A 25,232-nucleotide genomic window follows, 5' to 3' on the forward strand; every position below is an offset into this window, starting at 1 on the left:
TGAAAATGGCAAAGAAAGTAATTGGTTTGGTGAAATTAGCGATCAATGCAGGAAAGGCAACACCGGCACCTCCGGTTGGTCCAGCTTTGGGTCAGCACGGGGTCAATATTATGGGCTTTTGCAAAGAGTATAATGAGCGTACCAAGGATCAAGTGGGGCTTATAATCCCGGTTGAGATTACTGTCTATGAAGACCGTTCGTTTACCTTTATTACCAAAACTCCACCAGCAGCAGTTTTGCTGAAGAAAGCTGCAAATATTAATTCTGGTTCTGCTGAACCTAATCGCAAGAAGGTTGCTTCTGTTCCTAAATCCAAAATTCGCGAAATTGCGGATACGAAGATGAAGGACTTGAATGCAGCTAGCATTGAAGCTGCAATGCGTATGATTGAAGGAACAGCGCGCAGCATGGGAATCGACGTTGTCGAAGGTTAATTTTAAGTATCAAGAATTATGTGGGAGGGCTAAGCCCGTGTAACCACAAGGAGGTTAATGGAATGGCTAAAGTAGGTAAGAAATATCAAGAGGCTGTAAAATCCTTTGATCGCATTGCTCTCTACGAACCAACAGAAGCATTATCAATTGTAAAAAATAATGCTAAAGCTAAGTTTGATGAGACTGTGGAGGCTGCCTTCAAATTAGGTATTGATACCCGTCACGCTGATCAACAAATTCGTGGTGCTGTTGTACTTCCGAATGGAACGGGCAAAACTCGTTCGGTGTTGGTATTTGCTAAAGGGGAAAAGGCCAAAGAGGCAGAGCAAGCAGGGGCAGACTTTGTTGGAGCAGAAGATATGATTGCTAAGATTGAGCAAGGTTGGTTTGGCTTCGAAGTTGTTGTTGCAACCCCAGATATGATGGGTATGGTTGGTAAATTAGGACGGGTTCTTGGACCTAAAGGCCTTATGCCAAACCCGAAGACGGGAACAGTTACATTTGATGTAACTCGTGCGATTAAAGAAATTAAGGCTGGTAAGATTGAATACCGTGCGGATAAGGCTGGCATTATACATGCACCAATCGGCAAAGCCTCATTCAGTGTTGAACAACTACTGGAAAACTATCGTGTACTTGGAGAGACTTTGCTTAAGGCAAAGCCTGCAGCTGCTAAAGGTCAATTTATGCGGAGTGTCACAGTGTCCTCTACGATGGGCCCAGGCGTACGCATTAACCCTGCAAAAGCAATCTAATTACGGTATGCTTGACAGTGTTGGATAAATGGGATAAGCTTATCAGGAATTTAATAAGTCCGCTGTAGAAAGCAGGTGCCGAAAGGCTTAATGACCTGCCGAGGTTGGAAGATTACGCCGAAGATATCTATTTGGCATTCTTAACCTCTGCAAGCGCGGAGGTTTTTTGTTGCTAATAAGTTTATCTAATCGGGAAGGAGGTACACAGATGCTTAACATCGAAGAAAAAGGTCTAATAGTTTCGGAGATAAAAGAAAAGTTTCAACAGTCTTCAGGTATAGTATTAGCTGACTATCGTGGTCTGACTGTTGCCCAAGTAACGCAATTACGTGCCCAATTACGTAAAGCTGGAGTAGAGTACCGGGTTTTGAAAAATAACCTCGTACGTCGCGCTGCTGATGAGTTAGGGGTAGAAGGGCTCGATTCTTATCTTAAGGGACCTACTGCACTTGCTTTTAGTGCAGATCCTGTCGCTCCAGCTAAGATATTAACCGAATTTGCTAAGGTAAATAAGTTAAAGACTTTCCAAATTAAAGCCGGGGTACTTGAGGGAAAGGTTATTGGAGTAGAGGGCGTCAAAGCTCTTGCTGATCTGCCTTCTCGTGAGGTCTTGCTGGCTATGGTCTTACGTGGTATGCAAGCTCCTCTTACAGGTATGGCTAACGTTCTTCAAGGTCCTATCCGTAAAATGGGATATGCTTTGGAGGAAGTGCGTAAGCTTAAGGCTGCTCAATAGGGCATGTAGAACTTCGATTTATTGAAGTGGATTCCTTTGGAATCAGTGAATGAATTAGTATAAATTAAATGTTTATAATTTTAAGGGGGAAATTAAAAATGTCTAAAATCAATGAAATTCTCGAAGCTGTAAAAGGCTTAACCGTTCTCGAGTTATCTGAACTTGTAAAGGCTTTTGAAGAAGAATTTGGCGTAAGCGCTGCTGCTCCTGTAGCAGTTGCTGGTGGAGCAGCTGTTGCAGCTCCTGCAGCTGAAGCTGAAGAAAAAACTGAGTTTGACGTAATTCTCATGAACTGTGGATCTTCTAAAATCGGAGTTATCAAAGTAGTTCGTGAAGCTACCGGACTAGGCCTCAAAGAAGCAAAAGACCTCGTTGACAATGCTCCAAAACCGGTTAAAGAGAAAGTCTCCAAGGATGAGGCTGAAGCTTTAAAAGCTAAATTGACTGAAGCTGGTGCAACTGTAGACGTTAAGTAATGCTTTTAATTTGAAGGTACTCTCTTCGTGTAGAGAGTACCTTCTTTAATTTGACGACAGGAATCAATGGTTGATTAAAAACGTTTTAACACAAACATTTGTAAATATTCCATGAGACGTAATTGAATATTTTCTTGACAGAGGGTCTCTGTTTTGGTATACTTTATAAATGTTACTATATGTAAATGGAATTTATTACTTAATCCATCCATGCTATGGTAATAAGTAAATAGCAATAGATAATAAGGAGATATTATCTTTGAAATTGTCGGAATGATATTGAAAGATCATAAACAGTTAAGCGAGGTTCTTTTAAAGGCCTTGCTTTTGGCTGTATATGTCAATATATTATGACCTCAATGAGAAAACCACACTGAGGGGTGAAACGTAAATGTTCTATCCTGTTAAGGTTGGGACACGAGAGCGCTGGAGTTATTCCAGAATCCGTGAGGTTCTCGACATGCCAAATTTAATTGAAATCCAGCAAAACTCCTATCGTTGGTTTCTTGATGAAGGGCTGCGCGATATGTTTCGCGATATTTCGCCGATTCAAGATTTCACGGGCAATCTCGTTCTAGAATTTGTTGATTATAGTCTAGGAGATGCTAAATATCAGGTGGAGGAGTGCAAAGAACGCGATGTTACATATGCCGCGCCACTTCGCGTCAAGGTGCGCCTGATCAACAAGGAAACTGGAGAAGTGAAGGAACAGGAAGTCTTTATGGGAGATTTCCCCTTGATGACAGACAAGGGAACCTTCATTATTAACGGGGCCGAACGTGTTATTGTTAGCCAACTTGTTCGCTCACCTGGAGTCTATTACTCAGAGCAAATTGACCCGAGTGGGAAGAAGCTTTACGGGGCTACGGTTATTCCAAATCGCGGAGCTTGGTTGGAGTTTGAAACGGATGTTAATGATAATATCTTTGTAAGAGTTGACCGGACTCGAAAACTTCCCGGCACGGTTCTGATTCGTGCTTTAGGGTATGCCAGCAACGGTCAAATCCTCGAGTTATTTGATGATAATGAATATATCCGTGCTACCCTGGAAAGGGATAACTCAGAGTCAACCGAAGAAGCCTTGGTTGAAATCTATAAGCGGTTAAGACCCGGCGAACCACCGACGGTTGACAGCGCTCGTTCATTACTTGAAGCTTTGTTCTTTGATGCTAAACGCTATGATCTGGCTAAAGTCGGACGGTATAAGCTTAATAAGAAGCTTGGTCTGGATATCCCTATGGATGTACGACATTTAACTCGTGGTGATATTATTGCCAGCGTACAGCGGATGCTTGCGTTAATGAATGGTGAAGGTCATAGAGATGATATTGACCATTTAGGCAATCGGAGACTGCGTTCGGTCGGAGAGCTTCTACAGAATCAATTCCGAATTGGTTTATCTCGTATGGAACGTGTTGTACGTGAACGGATGACAATTCAGGATGTTGAAGTCATTACGCCTCAAGTACTCATTAATATTCGTCCTGTGGTAGCAGCAATTAAAGAATTCTTTGGCAGCAGCCAGTTGTCTCAGTTTATGGATCAGACGAACCCGCTTGCGGAGTTAACTCACAAGCGTCGCCTAAGTGCTTTAGGGCCTGGAGGATTAAGCAGAGAGCGTGCCGGTTTTGAGGTTCGTGACGTACATCATTCTCACTATGGGAGAATGTGTCCGGTAGAGACCCCGGAAGGACCAAACATTGGTCTGATCGGATCCTTAAGTACTTTTGGCCGCATTAATCCCTATGGCTTTATTGAGGCCCCTTACCGTAAGGCGGATAAGGAAGGTGCCAGAGTTACAGATGAGATTCATTATTTGACAGCAGACGAGGAAGAGAAATATATCGTTGCCCAGGCCAACGCGCCCCTTGATGAGAACGGCAAGTTTTTAGGGGAAAAAATCGATGGTCGTCATGGACCGGATTTTGTGCACGTATCGCCAAATCAGGTTGACTATATGGACGTTTCGCCAAAACAAATGGTCTCCATTGCTACGGCCTTAATTCCTTTCTTAGAGCATGACGATGCGAACCGAGCTTTGATGGGCTCAAACATGCAACGGCAGGCGGTACCTTTATTGCGAACTGATTCGCCTTATGTAGGTACTGGGATGGAATACAAGGCGGCTAAGGATTCCGGAGTCTGTGCCATCACTAAGCGTGCCGGTGTTATTAAAAGAGCAACGGCTGATGAGATTATTGTTCTTGGCGATGATGGAATGACAGAGAAGCATAAACTTCTTAAATATTCCCGCTCTAACCAAGGCACATGTATTAACCAACGGCCAATTGTTAAGAAGGGCGAGATAGTTGAGTCGGGTCAGATTATTGCGGATGGTCCGTCTACAGACCACGGTGAGTTGGCCTTGGGCAGGAATGTTTTAGTAGCCTTCATGACTTGGGAAGGATATAACTATGAGGACGCAATCTTAATTAGTGAAAAGTTGGTTAGAGAAGATTACTATACATCGATTCATATTGAAGAGTATGAATCAGATGCTCGTGATACGAAGCTTGGACCGGAAGAAATCACTCGTGACATTCCGAATGTTGGGGAAGATGTTCTGAAGGATCTTGATGAACGTGGAATTATTCGTATTGGGGCGGAAGTTCGTCCTGGAGATATTCTGGTAGGAAAAGTGACGCCCAAAGGGGAAACAGAGTTAACGGCAGAAGAACGTTTGCTACGTGCTATTTTCGGAGAAAAGGCTCGTGAAGTGCGTGATACATCTTTACGTGTACCTCACGGAGAAGCCGGAAAAATAGTTGACGTTAAAGTGTTTACCCGTGAAAACGGGGATGAATTATCTCCTGGTGTTAATCAGCTTGTTCGTGTATATATCGCTCAGAAACGAAAGATATCTGTCGGTGACAAGGTGGCGGGTCGCCACGGCAACAAGGGTGTTATTTCGAGGGTTATGCGTCAAGAAGATATGCCGTTTATGCCGGATGGTACACCGATCGAAGTGGTGTTAAATCCATTAGGTGTTCCTTCGCGGATGAACATCGGGCAGGTTCTGGAGACGCACTTGGGAAGAGCGGCCAAGGCCTTGGGGATTCGTATTGCGACTCCGGTCTTTGACGGAGCAACTGAGGATGATATTTTTGAAACTTTAGAGAAGGCTGGCCTTTCCAGCGATGGAAAGACTATGCTCTATGATGGGCGCACCGGAGATCCTTTCGACAGCAAAATTACCGTTGGCTATATGTACGTTCTCAAACTTCACCATTTGGTTGACGACAAGATTCATGCTCGTTCGACAGGCCCCTACTCTTTAGTTACACAGCAACCCTTGGGTGGAAAAGCTCAATTCGGTGGTCAACGTTTTGGAGAAATGGAAGTCTGGGCCTTGGAGGCATATGGGGCTTCGTATACTCTGCAAGAAATCTTAACAGTTAAGTCAGACGATGTGGTTGGCCGTGTAAAAACCTATGAAGCCATCGTTAAAGGAGAGAATATTCCTGAACCGGGAATTCCTGAATCCTTTAAAGTATTAATCAAAGAAATGCAGAGTTTGGGTCTTGACGTAAGAGTCTTGGCAGCAGATGATCGGGAAATTGAGATTCATGATACTGATGAGGATATAACGGAAACTGCAAAGGAACTTGGCATTGATCTACACGAAGAACTCCCGCTTCCCTCAACTCGATCAGTTGGAGAGCCAGATGAGGAGGAGAGCGTTGACGAGGAAGATCCTCTTGATGAATTAAATGTTGAAGTCCTTGAGGAAGAAGATATAGATCTTGGCGATCTCAATTAGTCCCCGGACGAAAGGAGCGATAAGGATTGCTTGACGTCAATAACTTCGACCGTATGCGTATCGGTTTAGCTTCTCCGGACATGATTCGGGAATGGTCATTCGGAGAAGTAAAGAAGCCTGAAACTATTAACTATCGGACCTTAAAGCCGGAACGTGAAGGTTTGTTTTGTGAAAAAATCTTTGGCCCTACCCGAGATTGGGAGTGTCACTGCGGGAAATACAAGAGAGTTCGCTATAAAGGAATTGTCTGTGATCGTTGCGGAGTTGAAGTAACACGTTCAAAAGTTCGCCGCGAGCGGATGGGACACATTGTTCTAGCGGCTCCTGTATCACATATCTGGTATTTTAAAGGGATTCCGAGTCGTATGGGGTTGCTTTTAGACATGTCCCCACGTGCTTTGGAAAAAGTGTTATATTTTGTTTCATATATTGTTACAGACCCTGGCGATACTTCTTTAATGAAGAAGCAGCTCCTCACTGAAACGGAGTATAGGGAATATCGTGATAAATATGGAGATCGTTTTCAAGCCAGCATGGGCGCGGAAGCCGTTAAAGAATTACTCGCTGAAATGGATTTAGAAAAACTCAATGAAGAACTTCGAATTGAGCTGAAGGAAGTTTCCGGACAGCGAAAAATCCGTGCTATTCGTCGTCTTGAAGTCGTAGAAGCTTTTAAGTCCTCCGGCAATCGTCCTGACTGGATGATCATGGATGTTGTACCGGTAATTCCACCGGAACTACGACCTATGGTGCAACTGGACGGTGGTCGATTTGCTACATCGGATCTTAATGACCTCTATCGTCGGGTAATCAACAGAAATAACCGTCTAAAACGTCTATTAGATCTGGGTGCGCCTGATATTATTGTGCGAAACGAAAAAAGGATGCTCCAAGAGGCAGTCGATGCATTGATTGATAATGGCCGCCGTGGTCGTCCTGTAACCGGCCCGGGAAACAGGCCGCTTAAGTCCCTCAGTGATATGTTAAAAGGAAAGCAAGGCCGTTTCCGTCAGAACTTATTAGGTAAGCGGGTGGATTATTCAGGTCGTTCCGTTATCGTAGTTGGTCCGAATCTCAAGCTTCATCAGTGTGGTCTGCCTAAAGAAATGGCGTTGGAACTCTTTAAGCCATTTGTGATGAAAAAGCTTGTTAATGAAGGTCATGCTCACAATATCAAAAGTGCCAAACGCATGGTCGAAAGAGTACGTGCCGAGGTTTGGGATGTTCTTGAAGAGGTTATCTCAGATCACCCAGTCCTTTTGAATCGTGCACCAACTCTTCACCGTTTAGGAATTCAGGCCTTTGAGCCAATTTTGGTCGAAGGTCGAGCTCTGCAGATTCACCCATTAGTTTGTACCGCGTATAATGCGGACTTCGACGGTGACCAGATGGCAGTTCACGTGCCATTGTCGGCAGAGGCTCAGTCTGAAGCGAGACTATTAATGCTCTCAGCTCATAATATTCTTAACCCAAAAGATGGCAGGCCTGTTGCCACTCCTACTCAGGATATGGTATTGGGATCCTATTATCTGACGATGCAGAGACCGGGAGCTTTTGGCGAAGGGAAAATATTCAAAGACTACGACGAAGCTGTTTTAGCCTACGATACTAAAGAGGTTCACTTGCAGGCTAGGATTAAAGTTCGACGTAATGATGGAAAACTGTTAGAGACAACGGTTGGCCGGCTGATTTTTAACTCCGTCATCCCTCCTCAAATTGGATATTTCAATGAAGTGGTCGGCAAAAAAGGACTTGCGGATATTGTTGCTAAGACTTATCGTAAGGCAGGCTATGAAGCGACAGCCCAATTGTTGGATGGACTGAAGAGTCAAGGTTTCAAGTTTTCAACTAGAGCAGGTATGACTGTTGGTTTAACAGATATTACTGTACCAAAGGAGAAAACAGAGATCCTCACTGCTGCTGATTCTTCCGTCGCAAAGACGGAATTACAATACCGGCGCGGTTTAATAACCAACGAAGAGCGATATAATCTAGTCATTGATACTTGGGCAAAAGCTACAAAAACAGTAACCCAAGCATTAATGGATTCTTTAGATGAGTTTAACCCGGTCTATATGATGGCGACATCCGGCGCCCGTGGTAATATTCAGCAGCTTAGACAATTGGCAGGAATGAGGGGACTTATGGCAGACCCTTCCGGACGAACCATCGAGTTGCCTATTAAGGCCAACTTCCGCGAAGGACTTACGGTTTTAGAGTACTTTATTTCTTCTCACGGTGCTCGTAAAGGTCTGGCCGATACTGCCCTAAGAACCGCTGACTCAGGTTACCTGACACGGCGACTGGTAGACGTCTCTCAAGATGTGATTGTACGGGAAGAGGATTGTGGAACCTTAAACGGCATTATGGTCGAGGATATCAAAGATGGCCCGGAAATAATCGAGCCGTTGGTAGATCGTCTTGTTGGTCGTTTTGTCTTAGAGGATCTCCATCATCCAGAAACCGGAGAAGTCTTGGCTTCGCCGGATACTGAAATGACAGAAGAACAAGCCGCCGAAATTGCAAAATGTTTCGATTCGGCAGTAATTCGTTCGGTCTTAACCTGCAAATCACGGTACGGGGTATGTAAGAAATGTTATGGTCGAAATTTAGCAACAGGTAGACCGGTTGAGATGGGGGAAGCGGTAGGGATTATTGCCGCTCAATCCATCGGGGAGCCTGGAACTCAGTTGACCATGCGTACCTTCCACACAGGGGGAGTTGCCGGAGATGATATTACCCAAGGTCTTCCACGGGTAGAGGAGCTATTCGAAGCACGTAAACCTAAGGGTCAAGCGATCATCGCAGAAACAGTCGGAAAAGTCTCGATCAGCGAGATTAAAGGACGACGTGAGGTAGATCTTCTCACAGAGGCAGATGAACACATCGTATATTCCATCCCCTATGGTTCCAGACTTTGTGTTAAAGAAGGACAGATGGTCGAAGCTGGGGATGAATTAACTGAAGGTAGTATTAACCCTCATGATATGCTTAAGGTCAAAGGACAACGGGGAGTGCAAGTCTATCTATTAGGAGAAGTCCAGCGTGTATACAGACTCCAAGGGGTAGATATCAACGATAAGCATATTGAGGTAATGGTACGTCAGATGCTTCGTAAAGTGAAAATTGATGATGCGGGAGACACAAGCTTGCTTCCGGGTGGGCTTATTGATGTCTTTGATTTCCAAGATGAGAATGCTCAGGCAATTGCAGAAGGCGGAGAACCGGCGGTTGCTCACCCAGTTCTGTTGGGGATTACGAAGGCTTCATTGGCTACCGACTCCTTCCTGTCGGCGGCATCTTTCCAAGAAACCACCAGAGTGCTTACCGAGGCGGCAATCAAAGGAAAGGTTGATCCATTGCTTGGTCTAAAAGAAAATGTGATCATCGGAAAGTTAATTCCTGCCGGAACGGGCATGTTAAGATATCATAATGTAAAAACATTGGATGCAAGTGAGACCGAATTATTGACACGTTAGGACTCAAATGCTAAACTACTATAGTGTGATTAAGGGGGAAAGCATTTTGGTGCTTGATGAGACCTTCAAACACGCCAAACAGAAGACAGTTGGGTTAAAGCAAACCCAGCGAGCCCTTGAAAAAGGGCGTGTTCGGCGTGTTTATATGGCCAAAGATGCCGAAAACCATGTGCGTCGACCTGTCATTGAATGGTGCGACAGCCATAATGTCGAGCTATTCGAAGTCCCTACAATGAAGGAACTGGGGAAAGCATGCGGAATCGAAGTAGGTACTGCTATCGCGGCTATATTGCATGAGTAGATACGAATCTATACAGCGAATTTTGGAATTGCTTGTTAGATGCTGTGGCAAGCAATTCCTTGTATATTGATTTTACCAGAAAGGAGGCGGAGACATGCCGACAATTAATCAACTTATCCGTAAGGGACGTAGCAGTGTCGAACAAAAATCTACAGCTCCAGCTTTACAGTGGGGCTATAACTCACTTAAACGTAAGCAATATCCCTCAGGAGGATCCCCACAAAAACGGGGTGTTTGTACTAGGGTTTATACCACGACTCCTAAGAAGCCTAACTCAGCGCTTCGAAAGGTCGCTCGTGTACGTTTAACTAATGGACTTGAGGTTACGACCTATATCCCTGGAATTGGCCACAACCTACAAGAGCACTCTGTGGTTCTTATTCGTGGTGGTCGTGTTAAGGACATCCCTGGTGTTCGTTATCACGTTATTCGTGGCGCTTTGGATACAACTGCTGTTCAAAAACGTATGCAAGGACGTTCTAAGTATGGTGCAAAACGTCCTAAGAAAGCTTAAGACGAACTGTTGAATTGTTAAATATATTGATACAAAGGAGGTTGCCAAATGCCACGTAAGGGATATGTTGCTAAACGGGATGTTCTGCCAGATCCGATTTACAAGAATCAAACTCTGACAAAGTTCATCAATCAAATTATGTTAGATGGTAAAAAAGGTACGGCCGAAGCTATCTGCTATGGCGCTTTTAATATGATTCAGGAAAAGTCGGGAAAAGATCCCCTTGAAGTTTTTGGTACTGCGCTAAAAAATGTTATGCCGGTACTAGAAGTTAAGGCTCGTCGTGTTGGCGGAGCTAACTATCAGGTTCCCATCGAAGTACGTGCTGAGCGTCGTACAACATTAGCTCTTCGCTGGCTTGTCGCTATGGCTCGTAAACGAGGCGAGAAGACAATGCAAGAGAAGATTGCCGGTGAATTGCTCGATGCCGCTAATAATACTGGCGGATCAGTGAAGAAAAAAGATGATATGCACAAAATGGCTGAGGCCAACAAGGCTTTTGCGCATTACAAGTGGTAATTTGAGACACACTTATTTTGACAGAAAGGGGGATTCTCAATGGCAAGACAATTTTCACTCGAGAATACACGCAATATAGGAATTATGGCTCACATTGACGCGGGAAAAACGACAACAACAGAACGTATCCTTTTTTACACCGGACGTGTGCATAAGATTGGGGAAGTTCACGATGGCGCTGCGACGATGGACTGGATGGTACAGGAGCAAGAACGTGGTATAACTATCACATCCGCTGCCACAACATGCCAATGGAGAAACAATCGGATTAACATCATTGACACACCAGGGCACGTGGACTTCACTGTGGAAGTTGAACGTTCCCTACGTGTACTTGACGGTGCTGTAGCTGTTTTCTGTTCGGTTGGTGGCGTTGAGCCACAATCCGAAACTGTTTGGCGTCAAGCGGATAAATACAAAGTTCCGCGTATCGCTTTTATTAACAAAATGGACCGCTTAGGAGCTGACTTCTTCCGGGGCGTATCAATGATCTCTGATCGTTTGGGAGCTAATCCAGTTCCAATCCAGTTGCCGATTGGTGTTGAGGAGAACTTCAAAGGAATTGTCGATTTAGTAACTATGAACTCGGTTATCTATACTGATGACTTAGGTACTACTGCGGAACACAGTGCGATCCCTGAGGATATGGTTGATTTAGCCACTGAATATCGGGAGAAGCTGATTGAAGCGGTTTCAGAAACCAGTGAAGAACTGATGATGAAGTACCTTGAAGGGGAAGAACTAACTGAGCAAGAAATTCGTGATGGTATACGTCGCGGTGTTGTCGGAAACAAGTTCATTCCTGTAATTTGTGGTTCTGCGTTCAAAAACAAGGGCGTACAACCTCTGCTCGACGCAGTTGTAGATTATATGCCATCCCCTCTTGACGTTCCTCCAATTAATGGTGTGCATCCTGATACCGGGGCTGAAGACAAGCGGACAGCATCTGATACCGAGCCTTTCTCAGCCCTGGCCTTTAAGATCATGGCCGACCCATTCGTTGGAAAACTCGCTTTCTTCCGGGTCTACTCAGGAATTTTAGGTGCAGGTTCTTATGTCTTCAACTCAACTAAGGGAAAACGCGAGCGCATTGGACGCATACTCCAAATGCACGCTAACCATAGAGAGGATATTCAAGAAGTTCGCTCTGGTGATATCGCTGCTGCCGTCGGATTGAAGGACACTTCAACCGGGGATACTTTATGTGATGAGAAAAGTCCGATCATCTTAGAGAAAATGGTGTTTCCGGAACCTGTTATCTCAGTCTCGATTGAGCCTAAGACTAAGGCAGACCAGGAAAAAATGGGTGGAGCTCTCGGCCGCTTAGCGGAAGAAGATCCAACCTTCAGAATGCACACTGACATAGAAACCGGGCAGACTATTATTGAAGGTATGGGTGAGCTTCATCTGGAGATCATCGTTGACCGTCTGCAGCGTGAATTCAAGGTTCAGTGTGATGTTGGTCGACCACAAGTTGCTTATAAAGAAACTATTCGTCGTGCTGTTAAAGCTGAAGGAAAGTTCGTACGTCAGTCAGGTGGTCGTGGACAATACGGTCACTGTTGGGTCGAACTGGAACCGCTTGAGCCCGGTAGTGGTTTTGAATTTGTTAACAAGGTTGTCGGGGGTGTTATTCCGAGAGAATACATCAACCCAATTGGCGCGGGTATTGAAGAAGCAATGGCTAATGGTATACTCGCTGGTTATCCGGTTCTCGACATGCGTGCAACAGTTTATGATGGTTCATATCATGATGTTGACTCGTCTGAAATGGCATTTAAGATTGCTGGATCTATGGCCTTTAAAGCTGGTGCACTCAAGGCAGATCCCGTAATTATTGAACCCATTGAGAAAATCGAAGTGACCGTTCCCGAGGAATATATGGGAGATGTCATTGGGGATATTAGTTCACGTAGAGGTCGGATTGAAGGTATGGAAGCACGGGGCAACACTCAGGTTGTTCGTGGATATGTTCCACTCTCTGAGATGTTCGGTTATTCCACCGACTTACGTTCTGCAACTCAAGGCCGAGGGGTCTATGTAATGCAGTTTGACCACTACGAGGAAGTTCCTAAAAACATTGCGGATGGTATTATTGCTAAACGCCAAGGGTCATAAGCGGGGTTGGAGACGCGAGGCGAGAAGGATTTGAAATTCTTGCTCTCGTATCTCCCTGAATTATAAAATTTTAAAGTATTTTAAAGGAGTGAAAAAAATGGGAAAAGCTAAATACGAACGTACAAAACCTCATGTTAACGTAGGAACCATTGGTCACGTTGACCATGGTAAAACTACAACAACGGCAGCAATTACCATTGTACTATCAAAACACGGTGGCGCTGTGGCAACTGCCTTTGATCAAATCGACAAGGCTCCTGAAGAGCGTGAGCGTGGAATCACCATTTCCACAGCACACGTTGAGTATGAAACAGATAATCGTCACTATGCTCACGTGGACTGCCCAGGACACGCTGACTATGTTAAAAACATGATCACTGGTGCAGCGCAAATGGACGGCGCAATCCTCTGCGTTTCCGCGGCTGATGGCCCAATGCCACAAACCCGCGAGCACATCCTCTTAGCTCGTCAAGTAGGTGTTCCCAGCATTGTTGTTTGGCTGAACAAAGTCGACATGGTTGATGACCCGGAACTTATCGAGCTCGTTGAAATGGAACTTCGCGAACTTTTAACTGCTCAAGAATATGATGGAGACAATGTTCCCATTATTCCTGGTTCAGGCCTCAAAGCTCTTCAATGTGGCTGCGGAAGCCGTGACTGCGAATGGTGCGGAAAGATCTGGAACCTTATGGATGCAGTTGATTCCTATGTACCAACCCCAGAGCGCGATACAGACAAGCCTTTCTTAATGCCTGTCGAGGATGTATTCACGATTACTGGTCGGGGTACTGTTGCCACCGGTCGTGTTGAGCGTGGTGTGGTTAAAGTCGGCGACGAAGTTGAAATCGTTGGATTGTCCGAAGCTTCCCGTAAAAGCGTCGTAACCGGCGTTGAGATGTTCCGCAAATTGCTTGATCAAGCTCAAGCAGGAGACAACATCGGAGCACTTCTCCGTGGTGTTGAGCGTAAAGACATCGAGCGCGGTCAAGTATTAGCAAAAGCTGGATCCATCAAACCATTCACCAAGTTTACTGGCGAGGTTTACGTTCTCACTAAAGAAGAAGGTGGACGTCATACTCCTTTCTTCCATAACTATCGTCCCCAATTCTACTTCCGTACAACTGACGTTACTGGTGTAATCACCCTTCCAGAGGGTACTGAAATGGTTATGCCTGGAGACCGTGTAACGATTGAAGTTGAACTTATCACTCCAATCGCTATGGAAGAAGGACTCCGTTTCGCTATCCGTGAGGGTGGCCGTACAGTTGGTTCAGGTATCGTAGCAAAAATTGCTGCTAAATAATTAGGTCTTAATAAACTCAAATGACGAGAGGAGACTTTCCTCTCGTCATTGAAGGAAGAGCAGAGCCAGTTAGTGAATTAATTACAGGATCAACTAACTATTAATTTATCTAACCTTTGTTATCAGACTTCTGGAATGGCGTAAAAGGTTGCTGATCGAGTGACTCCGCTCGGTCAGGGAATTTTTACGCTCGAAACCCGTATAACGGGAATTATGAGGGGGTAGTTATAACTTATGAGCCAAAAAATTAGAATTCGGCTGAAAGCATTTGATCACAAGACTCTTGACCAATCAGCAGAGCGTATTGTCGAGACTGCAAAACGGACGGGCGCACAGGTTAGTGGACCAATTCCGTTGCCTACGGAAAAAAGTATCTATACTATTTTGCGTTCGCCGCATGTCAATAAAGATTCACGTGAACAATTTGAGATGCGCACTCATAAACGGCTTATTGATATTCTTGAGCCGACGCCTAAAACGGTTGACGCTCTTATGCGTTTAGATTTGCCTGCAGGCGTGGATATCGAAATTAAGTTGTAATTAGCTGTTTTTTTACTAGCATATCGTATAATTATATGATATACTATCGTTATGTTTGTTGCGTGAAACACCCGGCTGCGTGGAGTTGCTGTCGGGTTGATCCAACAATAAAATAAAAAAACATTTTCGTGCTCTGGAGAAATCCGGCGCACTTCAAAGTGTTTAGGAGGTGGCATTCGTGTCAAAAGGAATTTTGGGTAAAAAAATTGGTATGACTCAGGTATTTACGGATGAAGGACGTGTGGTTCCGGTTACTGTTGTTGAAGCAGGACCCTGTCCGGTAGTTCAGAAGAAGACGATGGCTACAGATGGCTACAATGCTATTCAGGTGGGCTTTTCCATTCTTCGCGATGGCTTGAGCAACAAGCCTCAAAAGGGACATTTCTCAAAGGCTTCACTAAAGCCGATGCGCTATGTTCGTGAGTTTCGTGTTAACGATGTTGATAGCTATGAGATTGGTCAAGAAGTTAAAGTTGATCTATTCTCAGTTGGCGACAAAATTGATGTTGTAGGCAAATCAAAGGGAAAAGGGTTTGAGGGCATGATTAAGCGTAATGGCGCCAGTCGTGGACCGATGGCTCATGGTTCCAAGTATCACAGACGTTCAGGTTCCCTTGGCGCGAAAGGCCCGGCTCGAGTTTTCAAAGGTCGTGTGCTGCCAGGACGTATGGGTGGCGAACGTGTAACGGTACAAAATCTGGAGGTTATCCGGGTTGATGTGGATAAAAACTTGATCTTGATTAAAGGGGCTGTCCCTGGAGCGAATAAGTCGTTGCTCATTCTGAAGCCTTCTGTCAAGGCGAAGTAACACTGGGAAAGGAGGAATAAGCAATGCCGAAAGTTCAAGTAGTAAATATGCAAGGTGCAGCTGTCGGAGAAATTGAACTCAGTGACAATATGTTTGGGATCACTCCGAATGTTCATGTTCTTCACTCAGCAGTTGTCTCGCAATTAGCCTCTGAAAGACGCGGAACTCAATCCGCTCTGTTACGCGGCGAAGTTCGCGGGGGTGGACGTAAACCGTGGCGTCAAAAAGGAACGGGCCGTGCGCGTTCTGGAAGCACTCGCTCACCATTGTGGAGAGGCGGCGGTGTAATCTTCGCTCCGAAACCACGTAAATATGGCTTTAAACTTCCTAAGAAAGTTCGTCGATTGGCTTTATATTCGGCGCTTTCATCGAAAGTGTTAGAGCAACAGTTGATTGTCCTCGATACATTAAGTCTGAGCGAAGTGAAAACACGTGAAATCGTGAAAGTGCTTAAAGCTCTTAATGTTGACAAGAAAGCAATCATCGTAATGGATAATGCAGATGAGGCAGTGCTTCGTTCTGCACGAAATATTGAGGGTGTCAAGGCTATGGATGTAGCTGGAATGAATATAGTAGATTTACTTCATCATGACATTCTTGTGATGACTAAAGCGGCAGTAACTAAAGCAGAGGAGGTGTTAGCGTAATGCGCGACGCACGTGATGTCCTCAAAAGTCCAGTAATCTCCGAGAAGTCTGTAGGACTTGTCGAAGAAAATAAGTACACCTTCTGGGTAGATCCTGCAGCGAATAAAATCGAAATCAAAGCTGCGGTCGAAAAGATGTTTAAAGTAACCGTGGTTGAAATCCGCACATTATCTGTTAAAGGAAAAATGAAACGGGTTGGAAAATATCAAGGCAAGACATCGGACCGCAAAAAAGCGATTGCTACGCTAAAAGCTGGAGATAAGATTGAAAACTTCGCGGGCCTATAAGCAGCTTGAAGCAAAGGAGGATAAGGAAGACCTATGGCAATAAAGACGTTTAAACCAACCTCTCCAAGTCGTCGTAACATGACTGTTTCGACCTTTGAAGAGCTGACTAGAACTGAACCAGAACGCTCATTAGTCAAATCACTGACTAAAAAAGCGGGTCGCAATAACGATGGCCGTTTAAGTGTACGCCATAAAGGCGGCGGACATAAACGTAAGTATCGTGTTATAGACTTTAAACGTAATAAAGACGGAATTCCTGCTCGTGTTGCGAGCATCGAATACGATCCAAATCGTTCTGCTAATATTGCGTTATTGTATTATCAAGATGGCTTTAAATCCTATATTTTAGCACCGAACGGATTACATGTTGATCAAATCGTTGTATCCGGTCCGGATGCAGATATTAAAGTAGGGAATGCACTTCCACTTCAGAATATCCCGGTTGGTACAGTGTTGCACAACATTGAGATGAAACCTGGCAAGGGCGCGCAGATGGTTCGCTCAGCTGGTGGATCAGCCCAACTTATGGCTAAAGAAGGTTCATATGCTACCTTAAGACTTCCATCAGGAGAGATGAGAATGATCCGTATTGAGTGCAGAGCTACAATCGGTGAAGTCGGAAATCTCGACCATGAAAATATCAACATTGGTAAAGCAGGAAGATCACGCTGGATGGGTATTCGCCCAACTGTTCGTGGATCTGTTATGAATCCTTGTGACCATCCACACGGTGGTGGAGAGGGCCGCAACTCGATTGGCCGCAACCCATGTACACCTTGGGGTAAACCTGCACTGGGTGCTAAGACCCGAAAGAAAAAGAATCCGTCGAATCGCTTTATTGTGAAGCGGCGCAGTAAGTAGTCGAAAGGAGGCCCATGAATGAGCAGATCTCTAAAAAAAGGACCTTTCGTCGAAGCTCGTTTACTTGAACGTGTAGAAGCAATGAACGCATCAGGTGACAAACGCGTTATTAAGACGTGGTCCAGACGCTCAACAATTTTCCCGCAAATGGTCGGACTCACCATTGCGGTTCACGATGGACGAAAACATGTTCCAATCTATGTTACAGAAGACATGGTTGGTCATAAACTAGGAGAGTTTTCGCCTACACGCACCTATAAGGGCCATGCTGGCAGTGAAAAATCCAGCGGCTTACGATAATTCGAGAGGAGGTTAAGGCACATGCAAGCAAAAGCAGTGGCAAAATATGTACGTATCTCTCCTCGTAAGGTACGCCAAGTTGTTAATTTGATTCGTGGCAAGAAGGTCAGTGATGCATTCGCAATCCTTCAGTTTACCGCTAAAGGGTCAACTGACGATGTGACTAAAGTACTGAAATCTGCAGTCGCGAATGCGGGGCATAACTACGACATGAACGCTGATGATCTGTATGTTACAGAAATATGTGTGGATCAAGGACCGACTTTAAAACGTATCAAGCCTCGGGCTATGGGACGTGCTGACCAAATCCGGAAACGGACGAGTCACATAACTGTGGTCGTAGGCGAGAAGAAGGAGGACTAAGCTGTGGGTCAAAAGGTTAATCCCAAAGGCCTCCGCGTCGGAATCATCCGGGACTGGGAAAGCCGTTGGTATGCAGATAAGAACTACATGGAACTTCTTCATGAGGATCTGAAGATTCGTGAGTTCGTCAAAAATAAACTTAAACAAGCAGGATGCCCTAAAGTTGAAATCGAAAGGGCAGCTAGCCGAGTTAAGGTATCTGTTTATGCTGCGAAACCTGGTATTGTTATCGGACGTGGCGGCACAGAAGTCGAAAACTTACGCAAACAACTTGAAGCCATTACTGGCAAGCAAGTAGCTGTAAATATCGTTGAAATCAAAAAGCCTGAGCTTGACGCCCAACTGGTTTCGGAAAATATTGCATTACAACTTGAGAAGCGTGTATCCTTCCGTCGTGCAATGAAGCAAACAGTTGGTCGGACAATGAGACAGGGCGCTCAAGGTATTAAAATTCAATGCAGCGGCCGTTTGGCAGGAGCCGAAATTGCCCGAACTGAATGGTATCATGAGGGAAAAGTACCCCTTCACACCCTACGTGCAGATATTGATTACGGATTTGCCGAAGCTAATACCACGTACGGAAAAATTGGTATCAAAGTTTGGATTTATAAAGGTGAAGTTCTTCCCGCCAAGAAGGTCGTCGCTCAGGTGGAAGGAGGAAACTAGATGCTAGTCCCAACCAGAGTGAAACATCGGAAACAACATCGTGGACGCTTAACAGGAAAGGCCACACGAGGAAATAAAATTACGTTTGGTGAATACGGTCTTATGGCAATGGAAGCAGGCTGGATCACTAATCGTCAAATCGAAGCAGCTCGTATTGCCATGACACGATATATTAAACGTGGTGGTCAAGTATGGATTAAAATATTCCCGGACAAACCTATTACAGCTAAGCCTGCTGAAACACGTATGGGTAGTGGTAAAGGTTCACCGGAGTATTGGGTAGCTGTTGTAAAGCCAGGCCGTGTAATGTTTGAATTAAACGGCGTAACCGAGGAACAAGCCCGTGAGGCATTACGTCTTGCTATGCATAAACTCCCTATCAAGTGCAAGTTCGTTGCTCGTGCAGATCAAGAAGGAGGTGACGCAAATGAAAACTAAAGATTTCCGTGATTTAACAAATGAAGAAGTACTAAAGGAAATCGACGAGTTTAAAACAGAACTGTTTAATTTGCGTTTCCAGTTAGCAACGGGACAATTAGATAACCCGATGCGAATTCGTGAAGTCCGCAAAGGAATAGCCCGCGGTAAAACGATTCTTCGAGAGCGTGAGTTGAAGATTGAACGTGCCTAAGGCGAGAAAGGAGGCATTCTAACGTGGAAAGAGCCCAACGTAAAGTTCGATCTGGCAAAGTTGTCAGCGACAAAATGAACAAAACTGTCGTTGTGTTAGTTGAAATAACGGAGAGTCATCCGATCTACAAAAAATCAATTACACGAACGAAAAAATATAAGGCTCATGACGAGAACAATGAAGCCCGTATCGGGGACACTGTCACGATCATGGAAACTCGCCACTTAAGTAAAGATAAGTGCTGGCGCGTAGTTGAGATAACTGAGAGATCAGTTGCTCTCTAAATCTGATATTTGTTCGGAAGGGGGTCAATGGAATGATCCAGGTACAAACTAGGCTTAGAGTTGGTGACAACTCAGGGGCTAAAGAGTTGATGTGTATTCGTGTGCTCGGCGGTTCAATGCGTCGATATGCAACGATTGGAGATATTATTGTAGCTTCTGTTAAACAAGCAACGCCTGGGGGCGTTGTTAAAAAGGGAGACGTCGTTAAAGCTGTTGTAGTGCGGACAACGAAAGAAATTCGCCGCAGCGACGGATCCTATATACGGTTTAGCGAAAATGCAGCTGTACTGATTAAAGATGACAAGAGCCCTCGCGGTACTCGTATCTTTGGACCAGTAGCACGTGAGCTGCGGGATAACTACATGAAAATTATTTCCTTAGCACCGGAAGTTATCTAAGACCCATGATGGGTGGAGGTGAAGAAAGTGGCTGCTACTAAGCATAAGGTACAACCTAATAAGATACACGTAAAAAAAGGTGACTACGTCATGGTGATCAGCGGCAAGGATGCTGGTAAAAAGGGCAAAGTCATTGATGTAATTCGTAAAAAGGGCCGAGTCGTTGTTGAGAAGGCTAATATGGTAAAACGTCATACTAAACCATCTCAAAGCATGCCTCAAGGCGGCATTGTTTCGAAAGAAGCTCCGATGGCCAGCTCAAATGTAATGTTATATTGCCAAGAGTGCAAATCCGTGACTCGTGTGAGCTTTAAGGTAACGGAAGAAGGAAAATTCCGCGTGTGTAAACATTGCGGTGAGACTCTTCCGGATAAACACTAATCGCGAAAGGAGGGACCTTAGTGGCTCGTCTGCATGATAGATACCTAAACGAAATTGCTCCTGCTCTCCAGCAGAAGTTTGCTTATAAAAATGTAATGCAAATTCCTAGAGTTGATAAAATCGTTATCAACATGGGCGTCGGTGAAGCTGTTCAAAACTCCAAAGCTATTGATTCTGCTCTTGGAGATCTTATGAAAATTGCTGGGCAAAAGCCGATCGTTACCCGGGCTAAGAAGTCCATTGCGGCGTTTAAGCTTCGCGAAGGAATGCCCATTGGATGTAAAGTGACCTTGCGTGGTCAACGTATGTATGAATTCATGGATCGTCTTTTAAGCGTAGCCTTGCCTCGTGTTCGTGACTTCCGCGGTATTTCAGCAAAGGCGTTTGACGGACGTGGCAACTACACGTTAGGAATTAAGGAGCAACTGATCTTTCCTGAAATAGAGTACGATAAGATCGACAAGCTCCGTGGAATGGATGTAGTCTTTGTAACAACGGCAAAAACCGATGAAGAAGCACGTGAATTGCTTCGTGGATTCGGAATGCCGTACCGTGATTAGAGAAAAGGAGGTTCGAGAACGTGGCTAAGACATCAATGGTTGTCCGCCAAAATCGTGGACAAAAATTCGCAGTGCGTTCGCATAACCGATGCAAGCTTTGTGGACGTCCCCATGCTTACATGCGGAAATTCGGAATATGCCGGATTTGCTTCCGGGAGTTAGCTCACAAAGGGGAACTTCCTGGAGTCACGAAGGCCAGTTGGTAAAACATTGTAAGGAAGGGGGACGACTTAAGTGTCAATGTCAGATCCGATAGCAGATTTTTTAACTCGTATCCGCAACGCTGGAATGGTTTACCACGATAAAGTTGAGGTGCCAGCATCTCGTATTAAGAGAGAGCTTGCGGAACTGCTCAAAGCAGAAGGGTATATCAAGGACGTAGAATATATTGCCGACGATAAACAAGGCGTGATTCGTATGTATTTGAAATATGGACCAAATCGCGAGCGTGTTATTACAGGGCTAAAACGGATAAGCCGTCCGGGACTTCGTGTATATGCGAAGAAGGATGAAATTCCTAAAGTACTTGGAGGACTCGGAATCGCAATTATCTCCACATCTAAGGGGATAATGACTGATAGAAATGCTCGCAAAGAGGGCCTAGGCGGAGAGGTAATCTCCTACATTTGGTAATTTTCAACGGAGGTGCAGTGAATGTCCAGAATTGGCAAGCGCCCCATTGGTATCCCCAGTGGTGTGGACTTCAAAATAGAGAATAACGTTGTTACAGTTAGCGGACCAAAAGGTTCATTAACCAGGGAACTCCATTCATTAATGAACATTTCCGTGGAAGACTCGCAAATCATTGTTGCACGCCCAGATGATCAACCCCTAAGCCGCTCTTTGCATGGACTGACTCGTACCCTGATCGCCAACATGGTGGAAGGTGTTACGAATGGTTTTACGAAGGGTCTCGACATGGTTGGGGTTGGATATCGTGCTGCAAAGCAAGGAAACAAGCTAGTCTTAACCGTTGGAAAATCACACCCGGTAGAGCTTATTCCTTTTGAAGGAATTGATTTTGAAGTCCCGGCACCCAACAAAATTTTAATTAAAGGGATGGATAAAGAGCTCGTAGGTGCTTTTGCTGCTGTTGTACGTTCAGAGCGACTGCCTGAGCCTTACAAAGGCAAGGGTATTAAATACGAAGGTGAAATAATCCGTCGTAAGGTTGGTAAGACCGGTGGTAAAAAAGGCGGTAAGAAGTAATAAGAATTAGGCAAGGGCAAAATCTCTTGTCAACGTGAAAGGAGTGTGTTCCCTTTGATAAAGCGCATTGATCGTAAGGCAATTCGCATGAAAAAGCATAAGAGTATTCGTAAGAATGTAATCGGAGTTGCCGAGCGTCCTCGCTTAGCAGTGTTTCGGAGCTTGAATCATATCTATGCTCAAGTAATTAATGACGAGCTCGGAGTAACACTTGTTGCGGCTTCTTCACTAGACCCAGAGTTCAAAGCAGCAGAATTGTCAGGCGGAAACACCGCTGGAGCTCAAAAGGTTGGCGAACTGGTTGCGAAGAAGGCTCTTGAAAAAGGAATTACGAAAGTAGTATTCGATCGTGGAGGAAATGTTTATCACGGCCGAATCTCAGCATTAGCGGAATCAGCGCGAGAAGCTGGACTTAGCTTCTAAGCTTGGGTAAAGGAGGAATTTTCAAATTGGCGAAGTTCGAAGCTAATAAATCAGACATGATTGAAAAGGTTGTTCATATTGCCCGTGTGGCCAAGGTTGTAAAAGGTGGACGCCGCTTTAGCTTTAGCGCTCTTGTTGTAGTCGGAGACGGCAACGGACGTGTTGGCGCTGGACTGGGGAAAGCTGGAGAAGTTCCTGAGGCAATTCGCAAAGGAATTGAAGATGCTAAAAAGAACCTCATCAGTGTTCCTATGCACGGAACTACAATTACTCATCCTATCATTGGAGTTTTTGGTGCGGGACAAGTAATGTTAAAGCCGGCTTCAAAAGGTACTGGAGTTATTGCAGGCGGAGCTGTTCGTGCAGTTCTAGAGGTTGCTGGAGTTCATGACATCTTAGCGAAGTCATTAGGTTCAGCTAATGCGCATAATATGGTTAATGCGACGATGACAGCCTTAAAATCTCTTAAGCGTCCAGAAGAGATTGCCAAACTCCGAGGCAAGACCGTAGCAGAAGTTCTAGGTTAAGGAGGTTCGGTCATGAAAATCAAAGTGACACTGACAAAGAGCCCAATCGGTTATTCACAAGCACAGCACAAAGTGTTACAAGCACTCGGCTTAGGAAAAGTAGGATCAAGTGCAATTCATGAGGACAGTCCTGGAATTCTAGGAATGGTTCGCAAATGCATGCATTTGGTTACGGTAGAAACACTAGCTCAATAAAAGGAGGTGTGGGTCAGCATGAAACTGCATGAACTAAAGCCTGCTGAGGGATCAACACATGCCCCTAAGCGTTTAGGCCGTGGAATTGGCTCCGGACATGGCAAAACGTCCGGCAAAGGACACAAAGGTCAGAATTCGCGAGCTGGTGGCGGAGTACGTCCTGGTTTTGAAGGTGGACAAAATCCATTGTTTCGCAGGATGCCCAAACGCGGCTTTAATAATATCTCAAGAAAAGAAATAATTGCATTGAATGTTCGTGACTTAGAACGTTTTGAGGACGGATCTGAAGTTACGATTGAAAGCCTCTTTGAAATCGGTTTAATCAAAGCTGTTAAGGATGGCGTGAAGATTCTTGCAACTGGGGATTTGACCAAAGCTCTGACCGTCAAAATTGACAAAGTCAGCCCAGCAGCGGCAAAGAAGATAGTTGCGGCGGGTGGAAAAGTAGAGGTGGAATAGGATGAGTGTCGATTCCCTGAAGAATGCATGGAATGTAGCGGATCTCAGGAAGAAAATCGGTTATACCTTATTGATGTTCCTGATTTTTAGAATCGGGGCACATATTCCAATTCCTTTTGTCAATCATGACATTCTAAAAGATATGTTTGGTTCAGGTTCTATGATGAATTTCATGGATACGATATCTGGAGGCTCTTTTAAGAGGCTGACGGTGTTCGCACTAAGCATAACTCCTTATATTACGGCTTCCATTATTCTTCAGCTTCTGACAATTGTCATTCCATCTTTAGAACGGCTTTCCAAAGAAGGTGACTATGGGCGTAAAAAGATTACTCAATATACGCGCTATAGTACGGTAGCTTTGGGATTCATTCAAGCGTTTGGTTTGACTTACGGTATACGCAGTGCGTTAACTATTCCAAGCCCAGCAATGCAGTGGCCAACTTATCTGCTAATAGCACTGGTTTTAACAGCGGGAACTGCATTCTTAATGTGGGTCGGGGAGGCTATCACTGAAAAGGGGATTGGAAACGGAATTTCACTTATCATCTTTGCTGGAATTGTTTCTCGTGTTCCTTCTGCACTAGCATCCTTGTGGGAAATGTTAAGAGTTGGAGAGATCAATGCACTTTCGATTATTGGATTGCTCATTATTGTAGTATTTATTACAGCAGGAGTAATCTATGTTCAAGAAGGGCAGCGTCGTGTCACTGTACAATATGCTAAGAGAGTTGTTGGCCGTAGAGTCTACGGAGGGCAAAGCAGCCATATTCCACTAAAGGTTAATCAAGCAGGGGTTATTCCGGTAATATTTGCAATGTCCTTGCTTGCTTTTCCCCAAACAATTGCATCTTGGACGCCAACATCCGGTTTTGCCAGGTTTGTCAGCACGTGGTTCAGCATGAATGGCAGTATCACTTCAATCCCTTATCTTCTGCTTTATGGTGCGCTCATCTTATTCTTTACGTACTTCTATACATCTATCACCTTTAATCCGGTAGATGTAGCGGACAACTTGAAGAAGTATGGGGGATTTATCCCCGGACTCCGACCTGGGCGACCAACGGCAGAATATTTAACAAAAGTATTAAACCGTATAACTCTCGCAGGTGGTTTATTTCTTGCTTTGATTGCAGTCCTACCGACACTAGTTATTGGACTTACAGGACTCAAGAACATCTATTTTGGTGGAACATCCCTTCTGATTGTGGTTGGGGTTGCCCTCGATACGATGAAACAAATTGAATCCCAACTTATGTCGAGGCATTATCAAGGATTTATGAAATAAGAGGAGGAAG

At 44.8% G+C, this 25,232-nt stretch carries 33 protein-coding genes and 1 other annotated feature; all 33 genes read left to right on the plus strand.

Going from position 1 to position 25,232, the window contains the following annotated elements; genetic code table 11:
- The first annotated feature begins 5 nt into the window (after window positions 1-5).
- The 33 genes from rplK to secY all read left to right on the plus strand — a co-directional run bounded on the left by rplK (window position 6) and on the right by secY (window position 25,222).
- Window positions 6-434 (plus strand): 50S ribosomal protein L11, encoded by a 429-nt coding sequence (gene rplK, locus DESMER_RS01120; RefSeq protein ID WP_014901223.1) that lies wholly within the window; start codon window positions 6-8, stop codon window positions 432-434.
- 62 nt (window positions 435-496) lie between these two features.
- Window positions 497-1,189 (plus strand): 50S ribosomal protein L1, encoded by a 693-nt coding sequence (gene rplA / locus DESMER_RS01125; RefSeq protein WP_014901224.1) that lies wholly within the window; start codon window positions 497-499, stop codon window positions 1,187-1,189.
- Window positions 1,190-1,233: 44 nt separating this feature from the next.
- Window positions 1,234-1,366: a sequence feature (ribosomal protein L10 leader region), on the plus strand.
- Between the two features lie 31 nt (window positions 1,367-1,397).
- Complete coding sequence (gene rplJ, locus DESMER_RS01130; RefSeq protein ID WP_014901225.1) at window positions 1,398-1,925, plus strand: 50S ribosomal protein L10; 528 nt, start codon at window positions 1,398-1,400, stop codon at window positions 1,923-1,925.
- Between the two features lie 98 nt (window positions 1,926-2,023).
- Entirely contained in the window at window positions 2,024-2,401 is a 378-nt protein-coding gene (rplL, locus tag DESMER_RS01135) for a 50S ribosomal protein L7/L12 (protein ID WP_014901226.1), read from the plus strand.
- Window positions 2,402-2,792: 391 nt separating this feature from the next.
- Window positions 2,793-6,161 (plus strand): DNA-directed RNA polymerase subunit beta, encoded by a 3,369-nt coding sequence (gene rpoB / locus DESMER_RS01140; protein ID WP_014901227.1) that lies wholly within the window; start codon window positions 2,793-2,795, stop codon window positions 6,159-6,161.
- 26 nt (window positions 6,162-6,187) lie between these two features.
- Entirely contained in the window at window positions 6,188-9,640 is a 3,453-nt protein-coding gene (gene rpoC, locus DESMER_RS01145) for a DNA-directed RNA polymerase subunit beta' (RefSeq protein ID WP_014901228.1), read from the plus strand.
- Window positions 9,641-9,689: 49 nt separating this feature from the next.
- On the plus strand, window positions 9,690-9,941 hold the full coding sequence (locus tag DESMER_RS01150; RefSeq protein WP_042334162.1) for a L7Ae/L30e/S12e/Gadd45 family ribosomal protein: 252 nt from the start codon (window positions 9,690-9,692) through the stop codon (window positions 9,939-9,941).
- A 94-nt stretch (window positions 9,942-10,035) separates the two neighbouring features.
- Entirely contained in the window at window positions 10,036-10,455 is a 420-nt protein-coding gene (rpsL, locus tag DESMER_RS01155) for a 30S ribosomal protein S12 (RefSeq protein ID WP_014901230.1), read from the plus strand.
- A 48-nt stretch (window positions 10,456-10,503) separates the two neighbouring features.
- Entirely contained in the window at window positions 10,504-10,974 is a 471-nt protein-coding gene (gene rpsG, locus DESMER_RS01160; protein WP_014901231.1) for a 30S ribosomal protein S7, read from the plus strand.
- Between the two features lie 39 nt (window positions 10,975-11,013).
- Window positions 11,014-13,092, plus strand: a complete 2,079-nt coding sequence (gene fusA, locus DESMER_RS01165) for an elongation factor G (protein ID WP_014901232.1) — start codon at window positions 11,014-11,016, stop codon at window positions 13,090-13,092.
- A gap of 97 nt (window positions 13,093-13,189) precedes the next feature.
- Window positions 13,190-14,395, plus strand: coding sequence for an elongation factor Tu (gene tuf / locus DESMER_RS01170; protein ID WP_014901233.1), 1,206 nt, complete (start codon window positions 13,190-13,192; stop codon window positions 14,393-14,395).
- Between the two features lie 234 nt (window positions 14,396-14,629).
- Entirely contained in the window at window positions 14,630-14,935 is a 306-nt protein-coding gene (gene rpsJ, locus DESMER_RS01175) for a 30S ribosomal protein S10 (RefSeq protein ID WP_007778414.1), read from the plus strand.
- Window positions 14,936-15,113: 178 nt separating this feature from the next.
- Window positions 15,114-15,743 carry a 50S ribosomal protein L3 gene (rplC, locus tag DESMER_RS01180; RefSeq protein WP_014901234.1) on the plus strand — a complete coding sequence of 210 codons (630 nt, stop codon included), beginning with the start codon at window positions 15,114-15,116 and terminating at the stop codon, window positions 15,741-15,743.
- A 23-nt stretch (window positions 15,744-15,766) separates the two neighbouring features.
- A complete protein-coding gene (gene rplD / locus DESMER_RS01185) occupies window positions 15,767-16,390 on the plus strand; it encodes a 50S ribosomal protein L4 (protein ID WP_014901235.1) in 624 nt (207 codons plus the stop codon).
- The gene (gene rplW / locus DESMER_RS01190; RefSeq protein WP_014901236.1) at window positions 16,390-16,677 is read left to right on the plus strand and encodes a 50S ribosomal protein L23; all 288 of its coding nucleotides are present in this window, start codon (window positions 16,390-16,392) and stop codon (window positions 16,675-16,677) included. Before rplD ends, rplW begins: the two co-directional genes overlap by 1 nt.
- A gap of 33 nt (window positions 16,678-16,710) precedes the next feature.
- A complete protein-coding gene (gene rplB, locus DESMER_RS01195; protein WP_014901237.1) occupies window positions 16,711-17,538 on the plus strand; it encodes a 50S ribosomal protein L2 in 828 nt (275 codons plus the stop codon).
- An 18-nt stretch (window positions 17,539-17,556) separates the two neighbouring features.
- The gene (gene rpsS / locus DESMER_RS01200) at window positions 17,557-17,838 is read left to right on the plus strand and encodes a 30S ribosomal protein S19 (protein ID WP_014901238.1); all 282 of its coding nucleotides are present in this window, start codon (window positions 17,557-17,559) and stop codon (window positions 17,836-17,838) included.
- Between the two features lie 21 nt (window positions 17,839-17,859).
- Window positions 17,860-18,201, plus strand: coding sequence for a 50S ribosomal protein L22 (gene rplV / locus DESMER_RS01205; protein ID WP_014901239.1), 342 nt, complete (start codon window positions 17,860-17,862; stop codon window positions 18,199-18,201).
- A 3-nt stretch (window positions 18,202-18,204) separates the two neighbouring features.
- Window positions 18,205-18,867, plus strand: coding sequence for a 30S ribosomal protein S3 (gene rpsC, locus DESMER_RS01210; RefSeq protein ID WP_014901240.1), 663 nt, complete (start codon window positions 18,205-18,207; stop codon window positions 18,865-18,867).
- Window positions 18,868-19,305, plus strand: a complete 438-nt coding sequence (rplP, locus tag DESMER_RS01215) for a 50S ribosomal protein L16 (RefSeq protein ID WP_014901241.1) — start codon at window positions 18,868-18,870, stop codon at window positions 19,303-19,305. It abuts the gene before it with no gap.
- The gene (gene rpmC, locus DESMER_RS01220; protein ID WP_014901242.1) at window positions 19,295-19,498 is read left to right on the plus strand and encodes a 50S ribosomal protein L29; all 204 of its coding nucleotides are present in this window, start codon (window positions 19,295-19,297) and stop codon (window positions 19,496-19,498) included. Before rplP ends, rpmC begins: the two co-directional genes overlap by 11 nt.
- A 23-nt stretch (window positions 19,499-19,521) precedes the next feature.
- On the plus strand, window positions 19,522-19,782 hold the full coding sequence (gene rpsQ, locus DESMER_RS01225) for a 30S ribosomal protein S17 (protein ID WP_014901243.1): 261 nt from the start codon (window positions 19,522-19,524) through the stop codon (window positions 19,780-19,782).
- A gap of 32 nt (window positions 19,783-19,814) precedes the next feature.
- Complete coding sequence (gene rplN / locus DESMER_RS01230) at window positions 19,815-20,180, plus strand: 50S ribosomal protein L14 (protein WP_014901244.1); 366 nt, start codon at window positions 19,815-19,817, stop codon at window positions 20,178-20,180.
- A 27-nt stretch (window positions 20,181-20,207) separates the two neighbouring features.
- On the plus strand, window positions 20,208-20,561 hold the full coding sequence (gene rplX, locus DESMER_RS01235; protein WP_014901245.1) for a 50S ribosomal protein L24: 354 nt from the start codon (window positions 20,208-20,210) through the stop codon (window positions 20,559-20,561).
- A gap of 20 nt (window positions 20,562-20,581) precedes the next feature.
- The gene (gene rplE / locus DESMER_RS01240; protein ID WP_014901246.1) at window positions 20,582-21,121 is read left to right on the plus strand and encodes a 50S ribosomal protein L5; all 540 of its coding nucleotides are present in this window, start codon (window positions 20,582-20,584) and stop codon (window positions 21,119-21,121) included.
- Window positions 21,122-21,141: 20 nt separating this feature from the next.
- Complete coding sequence (locus DESMER_RS22770) at window positions 21,142-21,327, plus strand: type Z 30S ribosomal protein S14 (RefSeq protein WP_014182804.1); 186 nt, start codon at window positions 21,142-21,144, stop codon at window positions 21,325-21,327.
- Window positions 21,328-21,355: 28 nt separating this feature from the next.
- Entirely contained in the window at window positions 21,356-21,754 is a 399-nt protein-coding gene (gene rpsH, locus DESMER_RS01245) for a 30S ribosomal protein S8 (RefSeq protein ID WP_014901247.1), read from the plus strand.
- Window positions 21,755-21,775: 21 nt separating this feature from the next.
- The gene (rplF, locus tag DESMER_RS01250) at window positions 21,776-22,330 is read left to right on the plus strand and encodes a 50S ribosomal protein L6 (RefSeq protein WP_014901248.1); all 555 of its coding nucleotides are present in this window, start codon (window positions 21,776-21,778) and stop codon (window positions 22,328-22,330) included.
- A 54-nt stretch (window positions 22,331-22,384) separates the two neighbouring features.
- Window positions 22,385-22,753 (plus strand): 50S ribosomal protein L18, encoded by a 369-nt coding sequence (gene rplR / locus DESMER_RS01255; RefSeq protein ID WP_014901249.1) that lies wholly within the window; start codon window positions 22,385-22,387, stop codon window positions 22,751-22,753.
- 56 nt (window positions 22,754-22,809) lie between these two features.
- Window positions 22,810-23,280 (plus strand): 30S ribosomal protein S5, encoded by a 471-nt coding sequence (gene rpsE, locus DESMER_RS01260; RefSeq protein WP_427846376.1) that lies wholly within the window; start codon window positions 22,810-22,812, stop codon window positions 23,278-23,280.
- 12 nt (window positions 23,281-23,292) lie between these two features.
- On the plus strand, window positions 23,293-23,475 hold the full coding sequence (gene rpmD / locus DESMER_RS01265) for a 50S ribosomal protein L30 (RefSeq protein WP_014901251.1): 183 nt from the start codon (window positions 23,293-23,295) through the stop codon (window positions 23,473-23,475).
- An 18-nt stretch (window positions 23,476-23,493) separates the two neighbouring features.
- Window positions 23,494-23,934, plus strand: a complete 441-nt coding sequence (gene rplO / locus DESMER_RS01270; protein ID WP_014901252.1) for a 50S ribosomal protein L15 — start codon at window positions 23,494-23,496, stop codon at window positions 23,932-23,934.
- 1 nt (window position 23,935) lies between these two features.
- Window positions 23,936-25,222, plus strand: a complete 1,287-nt coding sequence (gene secY, locus DESMER_RS01275) for a preprotein translocase subunit SecY (protein WP_014901253.1) — start codon at window positions 23,936-23,938, stop codon at window positions 25,220-25,222.
- Window positions 25,223-25,232: the final 10 nt, after the last annotated feature.

It is taken from the genome of Desulfosporosinus meridiei DSM 13257 (assembly GCF_000231385.2).
Classification (GTDB): Bacteria; Bacillota; Desulfitobacteriia; order Desulfitobacteriales; family Desulfitobacteriaceae; genus Desulfosporosinus; species Desulfosporosinus meridiei.